Here is a 17736-nt window from a genome sequence, read left to right on the forward strand (position 1 = left end):
TTCCTGCTTGATGATATACCGCTTTGACTGTGATAAATGTCGCTATTGCTATGTCGCTATAGTCTTTGGATGCTCCCCGTTTGCCGCTTAATGTTTGATTTTAACCATCCTTCGATTACTTCTTCGCTAATCCAAAAGGTCAGGCTTCCTCTTTGTTTCAGCCCTGCGTTATACTCTGACCAGTTGCGGATCTCATATTTCTCTATCATCTTTCGGGGTCTCATCTCCTGCTTAATACTTAATTTACCTTCTAACCCCCTTTTTATGCAACAACGCCGTTTCTGGTCTTAGATTTAGCCAATCTTTCCAAAACTGTTTACTATCTCTGACTCCACCATTGGCAGTCTTATCTAAACCACTGTACTGACTGGTGTCAATTGACCTACTGGGATCAGGGCGACCTGGAAATTTTGGATCAATGGGTGAGGAGTATTCTGGACCACCTACACTATTCCCAGTATTATGCACCAAAATACCAAGATCGGAGACAAAATAGGTATGAAAACCTTCTACCTTAAAGTTGTAAACCTTAACATTTTCCTCCCTGTGTTCGATGTGGTCAACAATTACACTTTCTTCTTTATCATTTTGAAGCGCATCACCAGATTGTAAATCTTTCGCTTTTACCCAGCCCTTATCTTTCACCCAGAAAGGATGTTCATCAGTTACAGAAATCTTTTCTCCATCAACATAAACATCAACTAAATTGGAAGCATTATGGACAAAAGTCTCCAGAACTTGCTTCGCTTCAATTTCGCCAAGAGTAGTTGGGTCATCAGCAATTACCCAATCGCCAACCTTAATATCTTCAATCTTCTTCTCACCTTCAGTCGTAAGAATCTCTGTACCCGCAACAAAGCAATTTGAGCCTGTTACTGGCTTTCCTACAGGTTCTACCGAACTACCGACTTTCATCTGACCCCAGTTTTTGAGGCTGCCATTAACTGCTTTAGCATTAGCAATAAAAGTCTTAGCGGCAGATGCAGCGTAAGGGATAAATGGTAACAGTAGAAATGAATCTTGCCACTCTAACCCACCAACGCCTTTGTCTCGAACTCGACTACCAGCATCATAGGCAGCAGTGAAGGTACTACCAGCAGTATGCGCTACAGCTAGCCACTGGGCTGTACCCATGCCAAATGTCAAGGTTTGTGCAACTCGTAATCCTGTCAAGAAACTCACACTAACCCCTGACAGCGATCCCATATTCCAGAGGAATCCTTGATGATTTTGATTGGCTACTTCTCCATAAGCCCAGTTGCGGTATCTGGTTGATTGTCCAAAAGAGACTGCGTGAGCAAAACCTGCTACCCATTGGTCGGCAAAATTCAACAAGTCTTCGGGACTGCTAGCTGCTCCTGTTAGATAAGAAGCTCCAACGTACCCAACACTTCCACCTATGCTAGCTAGAATGCCCGTAACAGCTAACCCTGCTGCAAGTTCTCCAACTGAAAAATAACCTGATGGATCGGTGTACTTCACAGGATTATTATTGGCATAGACATAAGGATTTTGACTCGTAGGGTCATCCATAAACCCACCAAAAGCATCCTTTGAGACAAACCTCCCTATAAGTGGGTCGTAATACCTAGCCCTGAGATAATCCAAACCAGTTTCACTATCCCTCTGCTCACCCGCAAACTGCGAAGAATTACCAAAAGTACCAGATTGATCCAACAACACCCCAAAAGCATCATAGGTATAGCGGTCAGTAATTAAACCAACATTATCCGTCACTACCCTAGTCGAACCCAAAGCATCCGTATGATAGAACCCTTCAAGCCCATCATGTCGTGACCTGACTAAACCAATACCCTGAGTATAATCCGCCAAAACATTACCATCATCGTCATACTCCATCAACACCTCAGGCAAATCCCAAATAGCAGCCGTCAAATAATTAGTCTTGACTCCATTCGTAGTACTGGACACCCTATTGCCAAAAGCATCATAAACAAAATTAGACTGCGAAGTAATACCAGCATTGTTCGTATTTACACCAATCAAACGATTCTCACCGTCATTAATCCAATCATAGACAGTAGATTTAGTCCCATCACTCCGCAACTTCAGCGAACCATTATTGTCATAGGAGAAATTCGTAACCTTGGTTCCAGCCGTAGTATTCGTCAGTCGATTATTCGCATCATAGGCATAGGTGGTCAAACCCTCCAGCGTATCAGTCTTGCTCAAGCGATTGCTCACAAGGTCATAATTGTAGCCAATTGTGCGATCGCCCACAGTAGCATCCGTAATCTTCTCCTGCGTCAAGCGATTGACCACATCATAGAAATAATCCACAGTTCGACCATTATTCTCCACCACCTGCGTGCGATTACCCACACCATCGAGAGTATAGCTAAAGCCAGAGAACACCGTCCCCGTAACATTCTTGGTAGTTATCTGAGTCAGACGATTTCTGACATCATATTGCCGCGACTCCACCGAACCATCAGCCAGTTTCTTTTGCGTCAAGTTCCCAACCAAATCATAATCATAATCAGCCAACAGACGAGTTCCATCCTTCACCTTATCCAGACGATTGAGAGAGTCATAGCTATAGTTGGTTGTCGAAGCTTGAGTCGTTACCGAAGTAACGTTATTCAACAAGTCATAACCATAGGTCACTGACTTTTGGTCTGGCGTGAGCATCGTTTTGAGGCGATCGCGTTGGTCGTAACTATAGCTGGTTACACCACGCCCATCAGTGACCGTCTTTAACTGCGAAGTCACCGCATCATAGGTATAGGAAACCGTCGCTACCCTAGAATCAGTAAAGGTTTTATTTGCTAACCGCCCGATCGCATCATAGGCATAATTAATACTATCGCCATTAAAATCAGTGGTTTTGACAGTTTGTCCAAACTTATCGTAAACCGTCAGATTGCGCTGACCCATCGGCAAAATCGTTGCAGTTTGGCGATAGAAAGCATCGTATTCATACTTAGTCACATTTTGATTAGCATCCGTAACCGCCGTTAGCCTTGCCAAATTATCATAGGTATATGTAGTCTTAGCTTGATTAGCTTGGATAATTTCCGTCAGTTGGCTGAGATTGTTGTAGCTGTAATTAGTGCTATGGGAGTTCTCATCCGTCACCTGCGTCACTCGACCAAACTGGTCATAGTTGCGTAATACCTTATCGCTATTTGCAAACTGGGTTTCAACTTGCTGTCCGTACTGGTCGTATTTGTAATTGGTGCTGCGTCCCAATGCATCGGTAACTTTAACTAAATTGCGACGGTTGTCATACTCAAACTCAGTGCGAGAGCGATCGGCGCTAATCACCGCTTTGACTTGACCATAAGCGTCATATTCGTAGGTCGTCGTTTGATTGAGTTCGTTAGTTTCCGTCTTCACCCTTCCCAATTCATCATAGGTCAGCTTATAGGAAGAGTTATCAAAGTAACTCACTTCCGTAACTCTAGCTTTGTCATCATAGATATATCTGGTAAGGCGATTTCGAGGATCGGTAGCGGTCTCGATTTGTCCACCCTGATTGTAGGTATAGGTTGTAGCATTACCAAGCACATCTTGATAGTTAATCAGTTGCCCAATATTGTTATAGAAATACTTCTGATCATTGCCAAAAATATCGCTTTGAGTTTTGACGCGACCTGCCAATGAATAACTAGTCTTAAGGCGTGGATTATCATTCCAATTATCAGGGGTAGTATCAGGAGCGATCGTTTCGATTAAGCGCCCTAATTCATCGTAGACATAGCGGGTTTCTAAACCTGTGGGTGAGATTTCGGCAATCAGATTATTGTTCTGGTCGTACACCCGTCCGAGCGCATCGTAAGTCATCGCTTGACTTGTACTGGAGTTTAGACTAAAAAGGAAAAAAGGCAGAGTAAAAGAGATACAAACTGCCTAAAGTAGATAGAAAAAGAAAAAGCACATCTACAGTCATGATTATTGATAAACTACAGAACTTTCGTCAACAGGTATATAGATTTTTAGGAAACGGACGAGATGCAATATTTGACCTGATGGATGCAGTATTAACCAGTCCAAGCGTAAAGTCATTTGCGGAATTATCGTTATCTGCGGTGTATCGGCGGAAATGGTCAAGCCTGTATGAATCACTAAAGATAGTCGTCCGAGACGAGGAAGGCTTAGACGACTATGTGTAGAACAAATACCCAAAGACATTCGCCCCTTGCTAGCAGGAGACCATACAGGGTGGGGAAGACCCCATGCCAAAACGCTAAAAGACAGGAGTTTTGTGCATCAACCGAATTTGGTTGAAGGCAACAAACCAATTGTGTTGGGGCATGACTACAGCACCTTGGGATGGGTACCAGAAATGTCAGGGAGTTGGGCAATCCCGTTATGTCACGAGCGGATCAGTAGTTTTGAGACAGCAGCCCAAAGAGCAGCCTTCCAACTGAGGCAAGTATGCCGCGATTTGTCCGTAAGACCGATCGCTACTTATGACAGTGAATATGGCAGTGCTGCCTTTATGAATTTGACCGAGGATATCCCAGCAGACTTATTGCTGCGTCTACGCCCGAATCGATGCTTATACAAAGCACCTGAACCCTATAGTGGCTCTGGTCGTCCTCGCAAGCATGGTGATAAATTCCAACTTGCCAATGCTGATAGTTGGGGAGACTCATCGGCAACTTTTAGCTTAGAGGATGAGACGGTCGGACAGGTGCAAATCCAGCAATGGTCTGATTTGCACTTTAAAAAAGCATCCCAACGACATTTCCAAGTTATTCGAGTCACCCATCCCCATTGCTCTGGTTTATGGTTAGCTTGGGTCGGTGAACAAATGCCAACTTTAGAGCAGATTTGGCGCTTGTACTTACGCCGTTTTGCCATCGACCATTGGAATCGCTTTGCCAAACAACGTTTACATTGGACGCTGCCACAATTACTGACTCCTCAACAGGCTTTGCGCTGGAGTGACCTCATGCCGTTACTCTCTTGGCAGTTATGGCTGGCGCGTCAACTGGTGATTGATACTCCTTTGCCTTGGCAGAAGCCTCAAACTAATCTTACTTTTGGTCGTGTCGCTCAGGGCTTTGCCGCACTTTTAGTCAGGATCGGCTCTCCTGCTTGTTCTCCGAAACCTCGTGGTAAGTCTCTTGGTTGGAAATCTGGGCGCAAGCGCGATCCTTATCCTCGCTTTCCTATCATCAAAAACGCGCTTCTCGTCCCAAAAAGGTCAACAAAGACATCCTTAATTCCTAATCCTAAATATTCTCCTTTTCATTCTCTTGGATTTGCCCAGTTCTCCATTCTCTGGGTTACTTTTCCTGCTCTTTTCTGATTAGCTTAATCAACTTAGTCTAAACTCCAGACAATAAATCGCACTACCGTTTATTTTTTATCCGACAGCAACACGACCGCTTGCCAAAAGGGGACACCCCCTTTGGGTTCCCCCTATGTTAAAAATCTAGCGATCGCCCACTCAGATTTTTTATACTTTTCTACTGCGCCGAAAATTCAAGCATATCCGCTTCTCCTCTAACAACCCCATGCTGATGATCGGCAAGCCATTGAAAATATGAGCGAATTTCACCAACAGGACTATCACGGAACAAACGGATACCAGACTTAACCTGACTAGCGGTAATGAAGCAATCTTTTTCTTTTGCGTACTCCAAAATTTTAATTAGGGGCGTTGACAAAGTTGATGATGAATTGACAACAATTGACGAATTGACAAGGGTTGACACGATTGACGGGTTATCTAAATCGACATTTTGAGCAGGATTTTGTAAATTATTACCCCTTGTCAATTTGTCAAAATCAGAATCATCCGCCAATAAAGCCTGTAAGCGATCGCCATTAAAAAACAAATCACCACGTCCGAGTAACTGCGAACCATCAAAACTTTTATTCCCTAAAATTGCCTCACTCTCTGCGGAATCAGGAACGGTGAGCAAAACCCTAGCAGGACAATTTGACCTTAAACGTGGTGAGACAACTTTCTTAGGACGTTGGGTGAATACAACCAAGTGAATCCCCGCAGCTCGCGCTTTTTGTCCGAGCCTGATGATTAAGTTTTCCAGTTTATCGACTTGTACCTTTGTGCATGAATCCCAGAGATCTCCAAACTCATCGAATAAAAACAGGATGCGTGGCAATTTCTCAGATGAACGCTGATTAAAGCCTTCAATGTTTTCTACACCTAAGCGCTCAAACATTTGATAACGCTTCTCCATCTCATTGACCATCTGCTCCAACCAGTCGATCGCCTCGTCAGGCTGAGACATGATCGGCGCGATGAGATTTTGGCAATCTTTAAATTTAAGAAACGATACCCGCTTGGCATCACAAATCAGTAAGCCTAATTCACTCGCAGGACGCTCTAGCAACAAACTCAGTAAAAAACATTGTAAGAATACTGACTTACCCGATCCTGTAGTTCCTGCGCCCAAAACATGACAGCTTTCAGGCTGTGAGAGGTCAATCGATACCAGTTTGTTATTAATGTCTACCCCGATCGCCGCCTCAAACTTTGATGACTTTTGCCAATAGTCTATGAACTTAGCTGACTGCCGATCAGGACGTGGGGTATCAATGGCGATCGCCCCTTTGCTGATAGACATCACAGGCGGAAGCTCTAAACCTAGCTCTAATTGCAATTCCTGACCTGTGGCTAAAACTTGAGATACTTTGCAATTAGTTGGTTTAATTAATGTACGAATAAAAGAAGGCGATCGCAGTTCTTGGACAAAATCACACTCAAGTTTTAAGCCATAGAGAGCTTTGAGTATCGGATGAGTGGGAGTGGGTTTAATAATTTCCTGAGTGACTTGTGCCTCCTTTTTGGGCGGTTGCATCGCATAATTTAGCCAAGCTTGGTATGAGGCTGCACTTTGTTGATGAGCGATCGCTTCATAGGGTTTATGAGACTCCTCCAATTTATCAAGACGTAATGAAACAGAAACCAAACCAGTTGCGATCGCCATAGTGGTTAGTTTTTGCGCCCAATGACTAGGGATAAGCGTACTGACATACAAAGCCATTGACCCAACAAAAATAAAGGTAGATGCTCTCCTAACGACTCGCTGAGATTCAGTAACTTGTACCGCTTGGCTAGTGTGGAATTTATCGCTTGTGAACATAAGTTTGCATAAATAAAAATAAAAACCCTTGATTAACAAGGGTTTGAGTTGGTTGCAACCAGGAACGAATTAACTGTTTTCAGTGCAGACTTTAAACACCAAATCATTAAGCTGTTTATCGTCAAAGCGGGACAATGCCTTGCTAGTAACTTGAGTATTAGTGCAGATTCGGTATTTAAGTTCGAGTTCGGATCGGGGTGGTATTGGTGCGGGTTTGAGGTTTATTTGTTTGGGCTTACTGTCTAATGCAGTCGCGGCGATCGCATTGTTGCTAGATACTATGGCATTGCTTTGCAAATCCCATTTAGCAAGAAAGTAGCCAACTATTGACCCGAATCCGAGCATCAAGCCCATTGCACACAGAATTAATTTAGAGTTGCGATTCAGCATCTTGATCGACCTCCTCTTCCTCTAAATCCTCATCAAGATCGCCATCTTCGTCGTCATTGTTGCTATCCCACCAATCAGGATTTGCATTAGTCAAAGCGTCCCAAAAATTCCAAGTTTTATCAGGCTGGCTCATGCTGCTTTCTCCTCACCATCAGCGCTAGGGAGTGCTGCAAGTTCGGGATAAGCCGAAATATTTACGGGTGTATCGTTGCCACTGGTTAGCCAAGCAAAAAGTTTAGCAGGCGCTTTTTTGAGTAGCGCTGAGCGCACCTTTGCCCAGTCGATATTGTTTAAAAGTTCATCGACGATCTGCTCTTCAAGGTCAAAGGCGATCGCTTCAGGTGTGAGTGATTCTGGCTGTGTAGTTACTTCTACAGCCTGTTTGACGGCTTTTGCTGCCATAATATTTATATTCCTGAATGGGGATAAATAAGGGCGATCGCTAAAGTTTTTGCGGACTGGACAGCGATCGCCTTTGTCGTTTTTAGGCTAACACATATGTGATGCGTGTACGTGTTAAAATCGCGTCATATCGCGCTAAACAAGAGGTAATCCCGTATCATGGCTTCAACTGTAGAGAATAAGCCTGTGAGTAAGAGAATTAACGTAACGCTTCCTGATAAGACAGGGGCTTTAATAGAAAAATTAGCAAGCGTAGAGGGTCGCTCTGTCTCTAGCATGGCGGCGTACCTTATCCAGAAAGCAGTCGATGATGCTAGAGAGAAAGGCTTGATCAAGGACGAAGAAAAAGGTTAGCGATGGCACAAATGGAAAAATAAATAACAAAAAAATGGAAAATCTCTCTATCTCCCCCCTGAATAAAAACGAATTACTTGATTTTTTAGGTCGTATGCCTCCACAAACAAGTGATTTACATTTTGATGTCAACCAACAACAATTCTGGGGTGATTTACGTTACAGGTTGCATTGCTATTGGCTAGGACAAGCTGATATGCCTGCACATTGGACAAAGCAATACAGAGAAAAAATAGACATTCACATGATGATCTATTTGAATCTGTACAACATCATTTTTCTGGCTTGGACAGATATCAGAGAGTTAGCAAACGAACTTGAAATTAACTTTCCACAATCAGCCCTTAATTATCTCAAACAAGTAATGTTTGAAGACTGGCTACTAAGCAAAGAAAAAAGTGAGATGCCGATTCCAACCACTGCAAGTCACTACCGTCTTGGAGTCAAACTCAAACCCAACAAATTTGAAAAATTATCCAAAATCAATAAATCAAATTTAGTAGCGGAACTCTGGAATAGAGTCCCCAAGAACTATGAAGAGATTCAATTTCTAAAACATTTTTGCTTATCTATTGCAGAGGATAGTTCGTCCAGCATCGTTCAAACTGAGCTAAGGCACTATAACGAAGCGTGTCGCAATCGCTCTGACTTCCTAATGAAAATTGCTCATCCCAGATAAAAATCATGATTGTTAAATCTCGCATCCCAAATTTATTTTGCTGTTTTTTATCAATGCAAGTGCAGTAACTTATAAATGATTGGAACTAAAAAGCTCTCAAGCTTAACGCTCAAGAGCCTTTTTAATTCAATAGCTTAAATAACAAACTGTAGGAGGGGCGTTATTTAGGCATCAACAAACAAATCGGCGGTTAAAAACCGCAGGATCTGCTACAAGTATGCCTGAAAAATCTTCAGGTTGCACACAAATTTTTAAACCTGCAACCTTTCAATATTCTAACATAAAGTCTCATTTTAAGACTTATATTCTCTTTTTAAGCCTATATGGTTGCCTAACAGTTCTCCCATGTAGCCGAACTGCATCCAGAATCAGCGATCGCCAGACTATCTCATTGGAGGGCGGCGATCATGAGTAAATTCACTTCCACCAAAAAGGGTTTAATTTGCCCAATATGCGACGACAACACAGGCAAGTGTCGGATCGTCGATAAAATTTCACTTTGCATGAATAGTCCTGATGGAGTCATTGAGATCTCAGGATATAAATATCTCCATGCGTCCAAAGATGGGTTATGGGGTGTCTATGCCGAAGACAACAGACAAACCCATAGCAACGATGCTAAACGAGTCTACAAAGCCCAAAAAGTAGAGCGTGATTTAATCACCAAACAGAAGCATGAGGCATCCTTAAACCTCATTGAACGCGATCGCGAGTACCGCAAATTAATTAAGCAGTTGCCGCTCACAGATCGAGCCTTGTCTGACTTATCTCGACGTGGTTTAAATGCTGAGCAGATCGAGCGGATGTTATTTGCATCCGTCGGACAATGGCATCCTTTGCGCCATGCCATGACTACCCAACTAGCAGGAGTTATCGGTAAAGGCAACAAATTAAACGTCATGACTGATGGGTACTTAGTACCGATACCAAACATCGACGGCTTAATAGTTGGTAGTCAATATCGAGTATTTGAGCCAATCGACGGGAATAAATACCCTTGGTTGACATCCAAGACAAAAAATAATCCTGATGGCGCAACTGCTCACTTACCTAATGGTGAGCTACCGATGGGAGTTTACCGTCCTCAAAACCTCATTAAAAAAGGTGTTGTAGGCACTATTGAGGGATACCTAAAACCCTCTATTGCTTCTGACAAAGTAGGTCACGTTTGCTTTGGTATGTCATCAGGGAACTTTGCAGCGTGTCCAGAACAGTTTGAGCAAGCCCTAAAACTAATCGAAGTAGAGCAAGGAATTAAACCCTATTTGCTTCTATATCCTGATGCAGGAGCTATTCAAAATCCTCATGTGATGAATACCTATAGCAATACATACAAACTTGCTATAAAGCTGGGCTATGAGATGAAAGTCGCATGGCATGGGCAAACATCTAAAACCAAACATCAGGACATCGACGAACTCGACAGCATCGACGGCATCAAAGAAATTAGCTGGTATGAGTTCTTAGGACTACAGCACAAAGCCTTAAAGGATGAGTCAGTAACCATCAGTCAAAGATATTTGACCGATCTAGAGATTCCCGAAAGTGCAAAATTAGTCTGTTTGCGATCGCCCAAAGGAACCAACAAAACTGGATACATTGCCAAATATGTCGATGGTCAAAGAGGTTACAAACGATTTTTAGTAATCTGCCATCGCTCGCAACTAACCCAACAATTAGGACATCGTTTAGGACTGCGAACCCATTACGAGTTAGAAAATGCGACAGGGGATATTAAGGCGGCGATCGCTAGCGAGATATCACTATTCGGCATGGTGACGACATGGGACAGCCTACACAAAATTAATCCTGATGACTGGAAAGATTGCGAGATTATTTTGGATGAAGCTGAGCAAAGTATTTGGCATTTACTGAACTCGACCACCGATATCGAAAACTATCGAGTTGATACGATCGCCATGTTTAGCCAACTGCTCCAAGACTGCGATCGCACTTGGTTGCTTGATGCTGACCTGACAAATACTGCCATCGAATTCACATCAGGACTAGTTAACCGTCCAGACTTTGAGCCTTACATCGTTCTGAATAATTATCTATTTGAAGAACCTTGGAATATAACTATTTATTCTGGGAACGAACCAACTGGACTACAGAAGAAGCTATTTGATTATTTAGGCAATCGTAAAAAATGTATCTTGCATCTCGACAGCCAACAGCGTAAAGGTAAGTATTCGGGCGTGAACATTGAGCGGATGGTCACGCAAAAATATCCACACCTAAAAACACTTCTCATTGATTCCCACACAGTTCAAAACCCCGATCATCCTGCTTACAAGATTTTGACGGATGCGAATATCTGCGATCGCCTATCTGGTTATGACTTGGTTATTGCTACTCCAACTATCGAAACGGGTGTAAGCATCGACGCTAAAGGCTTATTTGATGCAGTATTTGGAATATTTCATGGGGTCGTATCTGCTGATAGTGCTAGACAAGCATTAGCAAGGTACAGAGAACCAGTAGAGCGTTATATTTGGGCTAAAACCTACTCACCTATATCTGGGAATCCTGATTATAAACAAGCCCTCACAAGGCAATCTAAAGCAATTAGAGCGCACACACGAGGGTTACAGGATGCAGACTTAGGACACATCGACGTTAATCCTAGTCCAGTTGCTTTAACCACATGGGCAAAGATACAAGCAAGGGTCAAAGCTGATGCTATTCGGTTTAGAGATGCGATCATTGACGGACTAAAAGCTGATGGTCACATTGTCCAGTCTGCTGATGACATCAATAAAGCGGAATCTAAAAAACTTTTGGAAATTGCGACAGTTAACTGTGATGAGTCCTACTCAGAAGAGTGTGAGGCGATCGCCGAGCAAGTAACCATAGACGACGAGCGAGCGAAACAAATCGAAGACTCAAAATCTCGAACCGATGAACATAAATACCAATTACGCAAGTACAAATTAATCAAGTCCTATGGTGTGGAAGTCACGCCCAAATTAGTCCAACTCGACGACGACGGGCTTTATAAAAAACTGCGTTTGTTCTACTTCCTGACTGATGGTAAGCAATATCTAAAACCAAGAGACAAAGCCAAGCTGTCCAACTTACTCAACAGCAAGGGACAACTATGGCAACCAACCACAAATAAAGCACTGATACGAGGTCAAATTGACTTGCTGATTAAGTTGGACATCGTAAATGTACTGATGCAACCCGATCGGGAATATCGCGGCGCGGATGCAGATTTAGTCAAGTTCAAGAAACGAGTTATCAGACATCGCTATGCAATAAGAACCATGTTTGGCATTGTGATTGATCCTTCTGCAAGTGCGATCGCAAGTGCTAACCAACTGCTGAGTATTTTGGGATTAAAGCTAAACCAAGTCAGTCGAGATAAATTGGTAGATGGTAAAGCAGGGCATCGAGTTTATAAATTTATGCCGATTTTGGCGACTGATATCCGCTATCAGATTTTGCAAAATTGGCTAAAAGTTGATGCTCAGAAATTGGCTCAAAAAATGCCTGAAATCATTGATATATCTAACATTGAGTTAGATCCACCAAAGATAATAATAAATACTATTACTGATGCTGGATCTGAGTTAGCTGGATCTGCTGTTGTAGAGATCGCCCCTATCCCGATTGCACAGACAAACTCAAAGGAAGATTTACAGCCTAGTCCAAACAACATTCCCCTAGTTCATGAGGTCGTTCCAAGCAATAAACCCACACAACCGCCAAAAAAAGCTATCCAATGGCAAAAAGGTATGAGGGCAATATATCAGGGGACTGACTGGGTTATTGGTACGCTTGGCAGTGCTACAGCGAAAATCGTTAGAAATGGCTTTGAGTTGTGGGTCGATCTTCCAGATTTAGCGATTGCCTAGCATTTGGAGTTTCGCAGTTCCTTCAAAAAATCGTCATCATCGATTCCCTCAAAAACTTGCTCCCAAAATGGGTGAGGCTTTGCATTGCTATTTTCATACGCTTGCTTCTGCTTGAGTACGATCGCCCTGATTCGTGCCATTGCTTCATTCTCGATATCCAATCTAGCCAATATGCGGATCGGCTCAAAACTGGAATATAAGCCAGTCTTCAAAGCATTCTGGCTAACGATCGCTTTGCCTCGCTCAGTCCGTGCGCCAGTGGATTTTTCCCACGGCTTAGTTTTAAGGCATTGTTGACGGCGGCGCTCTCTTTCAGCTTCGGAATAAGCCATACAGTTTGTTCCTAGTTTGTTTAATAAATTCAAGGTAATTCAGCGTGTTGCAGATCTGCAAATCCATACACAGAAACAATCTCAGCATCAACATCTGCGTGACGTGCAAACACGTACAAACATCTGCAAATATAGCCAAAAAATAATGCTAAGCACATTCTTACTAAGTTTTTTGAAGGTGTTTCAGCATGTTTCAGCGTGTTACAGGTATATCTTTAAAATTTCATGCCCTAGGATGTACCTAGAAAGCATGATAGCTATAGCTTTGGTGCTATTCTACCTTAGCTAATCCTAAAGCTTACAGCGCTTAAATCAGGCTATAGGCTTAAAACTGTTGCTATGTAAGGGTTTTAGCTGTCAATGAGAGCATATAAGCCCGATCCTTTTTCCTTGATCATGAATCCATACTTTTTAGCATTGGTTCTTAATGAACTCATGGATAAAGACTTACCACTTTTCTCTGAGTAGTACTTAGCAGCTTCATCGGCTGTAAATCGCTTATCTGCATTAGATTTTGCTAATTCTTTTTCCTGATATCGCAAGCTAAGAGCTTCATCCGTTGGAAAAAATTTCTCGTTAGCCCCAATCAAAGTTTTGACTAACCCGATCGCCTTCAATTCGGCATCAGTCATCCTTTTAAGAGCTTTAAGTGTAATCCCTCTAAGCGATCGCAAAATTACAGACCCATCGCGATTAAGTTTGTAAGTAATTTTAGGCTTTGCAGTCGCGGCGATCGTATCGCTTAAACCCTTACCATTTAAGGATTTTTCAATCGATGGATCTGCGATAGTTGCATCATCAACTTTTACCCATTTACCATCTTTAGGAGCGCCCTCCCATTCCCAAATTCCGCCAGTCTGTTCAAAAATTCTTTGCTTGACATAATCGAATTGCGTTTGGTTTTGCGCTTCAGATAAAGCCTTAATTTCCGTTTTTTGGATTGCCAATGCTTGCAGCATTTCATCAAATGAGATTCGATTCCCTTCCTTAAAAGCAAAAGTCGTGGCGATCTCATCGTTCCAACCCTCACTATCTAAGGATTTTTCAATCGTGGGAGCTGCGATAGTTTCGCTTCTAGAGGATTGCCTCTTAGTTCCTTTTTTAGCCGCTTTATCTAAATCCTTTTGTGTAAAATTGCCACTAATAGTTAGAACTGTTTCTTCTCTAGTCGGGAGAGAGATCCCATCTTTTTCTAGTTGATCGCGGTGGTAATCCTGTATCTCGATCTGCAAATCATTTATTTTATGTGTCTTGTTCGATATCTCCTTTTTATGGTGTTCAATCTCATTATCTTTAATAGCAATAGCATTATTAAGCCGCTTAATTTCGGTTTGAAGTTCAGTTAAGCGACTATCTTCAACTTTTTTGCGGGTGCTGTAGCCTCGCTGCGAGTATTTTCGAGATCTTCTAGTCTGGCAAGCAACGGGGCGATCGCCTCATTAATAATCACTTGAATATCCACATCAGTGACGGCGCTAGATTGTCCAACATTGTTAGAAATTGTTTGACCTGACTTCACACTACGAATAACAGCAATAATCGAGCCTCCCATATTTGGTTTATCTGCTCTAATCAACTTATTAGCAGTGGCATACTCTCTCAACCAGTTCGCCACATCATCAGGCAACCGTACCGAAACGAAATTAGGATCTTTAGTCATAATGTTTAACATTGTCTAACTCATGTTTACATTATAGCTTATGTCCAACAAAGTCTAACAAAATGTTTAACAAAATCCTGTTTAACAAAACCGTTCCCTTTTGTTAAACAAAGTCTAACAAATGTCAAACAAATACTTGACAATGTTAGACAAAAGTTAGACAATGTTAAATATAGAGTAAAACAAAGTTAAACAAATGAAAGCAATCGGATACATCAGAGTAAGCACTGAGATGCAAGCAAATGAAGGAGTAAGCCTCGATGCACAGAGCGCAAAAATTCGGGCTTACTGCGAACTCAATGATTTAGAGTTAGTCGAGATTGTTTGTGATGCTGGTAAGTCTGCCAAGTCTACCGATCGCGATGGTTTACAACAATGTTTAACAATGTTGTCTAACAATGAAGCCTCTGCCCTTGTGGTTTATAAGTTGGACAGATTATCTCGCAAAGTTCTTGATGCTCTTAACCTAATCTCTGAGATTGAGTCTCATGGCGCTAGTCTGCATAGTATTGTCGAGAAACTTGATACACAGTCAGCATTGGGTAAGTTTTTTGTAAACATGACCGCTGCTCTCTCACAACTAGAACGCGATCAAGTTTCAGAGCGTACCATCATGGCAATGGCACATAAAAAGGAACAGGGGCAACATTGCGGATCACCTGCGTTCGGCTTTACAATGGTAGAGAAGAAGTTAGTAAAGGTTGCTAAGGAGCATGAGGCGATCGCACTCATCCAACAAATGAAAGCAGACGGGGCAAACTTACAGGCGATCGCTGATGAACTGAATAACCAAGGCATAACCACAAAGCGCGGTGCTAAGTGGCAACCTATGCAAGTTAGTCGAGTATTGGCTAGAGGTTAAACAATGTTAGACATAGTTACACAATCGCTAGGCTTTGCAATGGTAAGCCTAGCGCTACGAAATAAGAAACAGGTAAAAAGCTTTTCTATGGCACATCCTAGCTTAGTTAGCAAACATTGTTTGACATTGTTGGACTATTGGCAAAATGGCGGCGCTAAGGAGTATTTAGAAGGACTGGATACTGATTTACGGAATTGCCTGATATGTAATCTGATAGGTGATATCAGTGCTGATGCGATCGCAGATATGGGATTAATCGAAGTTTGACTATGTTCTGTAAATACTAAAAAATCAGATTAGATATAACCCTAAGTAGCGATTGCCAAATAAAGATATAAATGCTAGTTTAAAAGTACGGGATGCATGTGTTGAGATTTGCTTGTGGTAATCAGCTAAATGTTTTTGGTTAGGATTGAGTTGCTGGGGCTTAATCAGGACTTGATATGATCTAAAGCTTTTAGCATTGTCACAAGCAGTTCTCAAACATCATACTGACGATAATTTTCCGATTGGAAAATTTATATTAAGACAATCTAAGATGTTCTTAGGTCAAAATGACAATAAAGGCAGTAATCCTCTAGAGATTGCTGCCTTTATTTTTGGATGCTTAAAACCTATATGGGATAGGTTTCTTTTCTATATTCCGAAGGAAGAGCAGAGCGTCGCGATAATCATCTTTTCCCTAAATCTTGATACCCTTGTGCTGCTAGTCTTAAAGAATATGCTGCTGTTTTTCGACGAGTAGCTAGCGAGAATAGGAATTTTAAATATGGCTTTTGAGCAAATCGAAGCATTTTTAAAGAAAATGCAGTCTGAACCTGAACTTAAAAATGAGGTGGTCGCAGCATCAACCGCAGATGATGTTGCGCGAATAGCACTAAAGCTTGGTTTTGAATTTTCAGGTGATGAGTTATTGAGAATGTCGGGTCAGAAGGTTGACAGGGTTACTGTTAGAAAAACTGATATTCCTGGAGAGTACAACTAAATACTTTTTTGCTGGGGTGATCGCATTTATCCTAAAACGGCTTAGATGTAGATTTAGACCCTCTTTTATAAATTGGTGATCGCCGACCTATAAATTTCGTTTACTTTAACAGCGTGACTATTCAATTATTCGGTTAATCACTAAAATGATTAATCGAATAATTGAATAGTCAGTTAATTGCTTAATCAGTTAATCAACTAAGCGATTATTTGTTTTCCTGTAACCATTGTTCTAAGAGCTTTGTGACTAGATCGGAAAAGTCTAAATCACTGCGCTCTAGTAGTTGTCTTTTGACTTCTAGGTTAATTTTCTTGGGTATATAGACCCCAATTTGCTCATAATCGGGATTGCTCCGTTTACCTTTTGCTCTGGATTTTTTTGGAGTTTGAGCAATTTCGGGTAGTGGCTGTACCTCATTTGCTGGTTCTGACTCTTGTTGCTCAGGTAGGACTTTACCTTTCATTGCATTGGACAAGGCACGAAATTTGTTGCTCATTCCAGTAGCTCCTTGCATACTGCTACATATTCATTCCAAGCAATGCCAGAATTTGAGTCTTTGACTTCGTAGACGGGAACGCCTAGCAAAGCCGATCGCTGAAAAGCTATAAATCGTCTAATCCCATTTTTGAGTAAGGGCATTCCTGATTCTGTGAGCATTTCACGGGCTTCATCCCCATCTTTAACGGGTTTGGGCGGGACGATCGTTAGTAAGACTTTATATTTATCTACTTTGATGTCTTTGAGTGCTGTGGTGGTTAGAGCGAGGGCATCGAGAGATAGGGCATCGGGAGTTGTTGGTAGTAATAAGACATCGCATCCATCGGCTAGGGCGGCGAGTTCTTCGCGATCGGGTCGAGCGGCGGTATCAATGACAATGTTTTCGTAGTTGCGGACGTGTTTGGTTGCGGATTTTTCGTCAACGACTTGAAATGGTAATGAGCCGCGATCGCGCCATGCTAGACAGCTACGATTTGGATCGCCATCGATGAGGAGGACGTTGCCTTTGGTTTGGTGTAGGTAAGTAGCAAGATGAATTGCTGTGGTTGTTTTACCGACACCACCTTTATAGGAGGTTATAGTGATAATCATTTTGATTAAGTGCTTAACCGCTTATTTGATTAAGTGAA

The 17736-nt window shown here is 42.1% G+C and carries 16 protein-coding genes and 2 pseudogenes; 7 read left to right on the forward strand and 11 right to left on the reverse strand.

The annotated features are described in order from the left end of the window. Positions 1-209, reverse strand: a pseudogene (locus PSE7429_RS24915) (transposase); the annotation flags it as partial. A 34-nt stretch (positions 210-243) separates the two neighbouring features. Then, complete coding sequence (locus tag PSE7429_RS00010; protein ID WP_009624956.1) at positions 244-3807, reverse strand: polymorphic toxin-type HINT domain-containing protein; 3564 nt, start codon at positions 3805-3807, stop codon at positions 244-246. A 104-nt stretch (positions 3808-3911) separates the two neighbouring features. On the opposite strand from PSE7429_RS00010, the pseudogene PSE7429_RS26955 reads away from it, so the two are divergent. Next, positions 3912-5191 (forward strand): annotated as a pseudogene (locus PSE7429_RS26955) (NF041680 family putative transposase); the annotation flags it as partial. A 250-nt stretch (positions 5192-5441) separates the two neighbouring features. Here PSE7429_RS26955 and PSE7429_RS23135 read toward each other — a convergent pair. The 4 genes from PSE7429_RS23135 to PSE7429_RS00030 all read right to left on the reverse strand — a co-directional run bounded on the left by PSE7429_RS23135 (position 5442) and on the right by PSE7429_RS00030 (position 7877). Beyond that, positions 5442-7085 carry an FtsK/SpoIIIE domain-containing protein gene (locus PSE7429_RS23135; protein ID WP_009624959.1) on the reverse strand — a complete coding sequence of 548 codons (1644 nt, stop codon included), beginning with the start codon at positions 7083-7085 and terminating at the stop codon, positions 5442-5444. A 69-nt stretch (positions 7086-7154) separates the two neighbouring features. Beyond that, positions 7155-7475 (reverse strand): hypothetical protein, encoded by a 321-nt coding sequence (locus tag PSE7429_RS00025; protein ID WP_009624960.1) that lies wholly within the window; start codon positions 7473-7475, stop codon positions 7155-7157. Continuing rightward, positions 7456-7608 (reverse strand): hypothetical protein, encoded by a 153-nt coding sequence (locus tag PSE7429_RS26120; protein WP_009624961.1) that lies wholly within the window; start codon positions 7606-7608, stop codon positions 7456-7458. Before PSE7429_RS26120 ends, PSE7429_RS00025 begins: the two co-directional genes overlap by 20 nt. Next, entirely contained in the window at positions 7605-7877 is a 273-nt protein-coding gene (locus PSE7429_RS00030; RefSeq protein WP_009624962.1) for a hypothetical protein, read from the reverse strand. Before PSE7429_RS00030 ends, PSE7429_RS26120 begins: the two co-directional genes overlap by 4 nt. A 159-nt stretch (positions 7878-8036) precedes the next feature. Here PSE7429_RS00030 and PSE7429_RS00035 point away from each other — a divergent pair, with 159 nt between their 5' ends. The 3 genes from PSE7429_RS00035 to PSE7429_RS00045 all read left to right on the forward strand — a co-directional run bounded on the left by PSE7429_RS00035 (position 8037) and on the right by PSE7429_RS00045 (position 12770). Beyond that, positions 8037-8231: a ribbon-helix-helix domain-containing protein gene (locus PSE7429_RS00035; RefSeq protein WP_009624963.1), complete on the forward strand. Its 195-nt coding sequence runs from the start codon at positions 8037-8039 to the stop codon at positions 8229-8231. Positions 8232-8265: 34 nt separating this feature from the next. Then, entirely contained in the window at positions 8266-8910 is a 645-nt protein-coding gene (locus PSE7429_RS00040; protein ID WP_009624964.1) for a hypothetical protein, read from the forward strand. A 407-nt stretch (positions 8911-9317) separates the two neighbouring features. After that, entirely contained in the window at positions 9318-12770 is a 3453-nt protein-coding gene (locus PSE7429_RS00045; protein WP_009624965.1) for a plasmid replication protein, CyRepA1 family, read from the forward strand. Here the strand turns inward: PSE7429_RS00045 and PSE7429_RS00050 are convergent. The 3 genes from PSE7429_RS00050 to PSE7429_RS00060 form a co-directional block, all read right to left on the reverse strand. Continuing rightward, positions 12767-13102: a hypothetical protein gene (locus tag PSE7429_RS00050; RefSeq protein WP_009624966.1), complete on the reverse strand. Its 336-nt coding sequence runs from the start codon at positions 13100-13102 to the stop codon at positions 12767-12769. The genes PSE7429_RS00045 and PSE7429_RS00050 overlap by 4 nt on opposite strands. 350 nt (positions 13103-13452) lie before the next feature. After that, positions 13453-14334 (reverse strand): hypothetical protein, encoded by an 882-nt coding sequence (locus PSE7429_RS00055; protein ID WP_009624967.1) that lies wholly within the window; start codon positions 14332-14334, stop codon positions 13453-13455. A gap of 110 nt (positions 14335-14444) precedes the next feature. Continuing rightward, positions 14445-14762 carry a hypothetical protein gene (locus PSE7429_RS00060; RefSeq protein WP_040686776.1) on the reverse strand — a complete coding sequence of 106 codons (318 nt, stop codon included), beginning with the start codon at positions 14760-14762 and terminating at the stop codon, positions 14445-14447. A gap of 196 nt (positions 14763-14958) precedes the next feature. On the opposite strand from PSE7429_RS00060, the gene PSE7429_RS00065 reads away from it, so the two are divergent. The 3 genes from PSE7429_RS00065 to PSE7429_RS00080 all read left to right on the forward strand — a co-directional run bounded on the left by PSE7429_RS00065 (position 14959) and on the right by PSE7429_RS00080 (position 16609). Then, complete coding sequence (locus PSE7429_RS00065) at positions 14959-15624, forward strand: recombinase family protein (RefSeq protein ID WP_009624969.1); 666 nt, start codon at positions 14959-14961, stop codon at positions 15622-15624. 87 nt (positions 15625-15711) lie between these two features. Continuing rightward, positions 15712-15891: a hypothetical protein gene (locus tag PSE7429_RS00070; RefSeq protein WP_144052462.1), complete on the forward strand. Its 180-nt coding sequence runs from the start codon at positions 15712-15714 to the stop codon at positions 15889-15891. A gap of 502 nt (positions 15892-16393) precedes the next feature. Further along, positions 16394-16609 carry a Nif11-like leader peptide family natural product precursor gene (locus tag PSE7429_RS00080; protein ID WP_009624972.1) on the forward strand — a complete coding sequence of 72 codons (216 nt, stop codon included), beginning with the start codon at positions 16394-16396 and terminating at the stop codon, positions 16607-16609. Positions 16610-16814: 205 nt separating this feature from the next. On the opposite strand, the gene PSE7429_RS26960 is transcribed toward PSE7429_RS00080, so the two are convergent. Together PSE7429_RS26960 and PSE7429_RS00090 are read right to left on the reverse strand one after the other, a co-directional pair. Beyond that, positions 16815-17105, reverse strand: coding sequence for a hypothetical protein (locus PSE7429_RS26960; protein WP_009624973.1), 291 nt, complete (start codon positions 17103-17105; stop codon positions 16815-16817). Then, positions 17102-17698, reverse strand: coding sequence for a ParA family protein (locus PSE7429_RS00090; protein ID WP_009624975.1), 597 nt, complete (start codon positions 17696-17698; stop codon positions 17102-17104). The genes PSE7429_RS26960 and PSE7429_RS00090 overlap by 4 nt, the downstream gene beginning before the upstream one ends. Between the last annotated feature and the right edge of the window lie 38 nt (positions 17699-17736).

This window comes from Pseudanabaena biceps PCC 7429, from assembly GCF_000332215.1.
Lineage (GTDB): Bacteria > Cyanobacteriota > Cyanobacteriia > Pseudanabaenales > Pseudanabaenaceae > Pseudanabaena > Pseudanabaena biceps.

Bases quoted from the DNA above. Each gene is read 5' to 3' on its own strand.
- PSE7429_RS00010 (WP_009624956.1), bottom strand. From the start codon at position 3,807: ATGACTTACGATGCGCTCGGACGGGTGTACGACCAGAACAATAATCTG.
- PSE7429_RS23135 (WP_009624959.1), bottom strand. From the start codon at position 7,085: ATGTTCACAAGCGATAAATTCCACACTAGCCAAGCGGTACAAGTTACT.
- PSE7429_RS00025 (WP_009624960.1), bottom strand. From the start codon at position 7,475: ATGCTGAATCGCAACTCTAAATTAATTCTGTGTGCAATGGGCTTGATG.
- PSE7429_RS26120 (WP_009624961.1), bottom strand. From the start codon at position 7,608: ATGAGCCAGCCTGATAAAACTTGGAATTTTTGGGACGCTTTGACTAAT.
- PSE7429_RS00030 (WP_009624962.1), bottom strand. From the start codon at position 7,877: ATGGCAGCAAAAGCCGTCAAACAGGCTGTAGAAGTAACTACACAGCCA.
- PSE7429_RS00035 (WP_009624963.1), top strand. From the start codon at position 8,037: ATGGCTTCAACTGTAGAGAATAAGCCTGTGAGTAAGAGAATTAACGTA.
- PSE7429_RS00040 (WP_009624964.1), top strand. From the start codon at position 8,266: ATGGAAAATCTCTCTATCTCCCCCCTGAATAAAAACGAATTACTTGAT.
- PSE7429_RS00045 (WP_009624965.1), top strand. From the start codon at position 9,318: ATGAGTAAATTCACTTCCACCAAAAAGGGTTTAATTTGCCCAATATGC.
- PSE7429_RS00050 (WP_009624966.1), bottom strand. From the start codon at position 13,102: ATGGCTTATTCCGAAGCTGAAAGAGAGCGCCGCCGTCAACAATGCCTT.
- PSE7429_RS00060 (WP_040686776.1), bottom strand. From the start codon at position 14,762: ATGACTAAAGATCCTAATTTCGTTTCGGTACGGTTGCCTGATGATGTG.
- PSE7429_RS00065 (WP_009624969.1), top strand. From the start codon at position 14,959: ATGAAAGCAATCGGATACATCAGAGTAAGCACTGAGATGCAAGCAAAT.
- PSE7429_RS00070 (WP_144052462.1), top strand. From the start codon at position 15,712: ATGGCACATCCTAGCTTAGTTAGCAAACATTGTTTGACATTGTTGGAC.
- PSE7429_RS00080 (WP_009624972.1), top strand. From the start codon at position 16,394: ATGGCTTTTGAGCAAATCGAAGCATTTTTAAAGAAAATGCAGTCTGAA.
- PSE7429_RS26960 (WP_009624973.1), bottom strand. From the start codon at position 17,105: ATGAGCAACAAATTTCGTGCCTTGTCCAATGCAATGAAAGGTAAAGTC.
- PSE7429_RS00090 (WP_009624975.1), bottom strand. From the start codon at position 17,698: ATGATTATCACTATAACCTCCTATAAAGGTGGTGTCGGTAAAACAACC.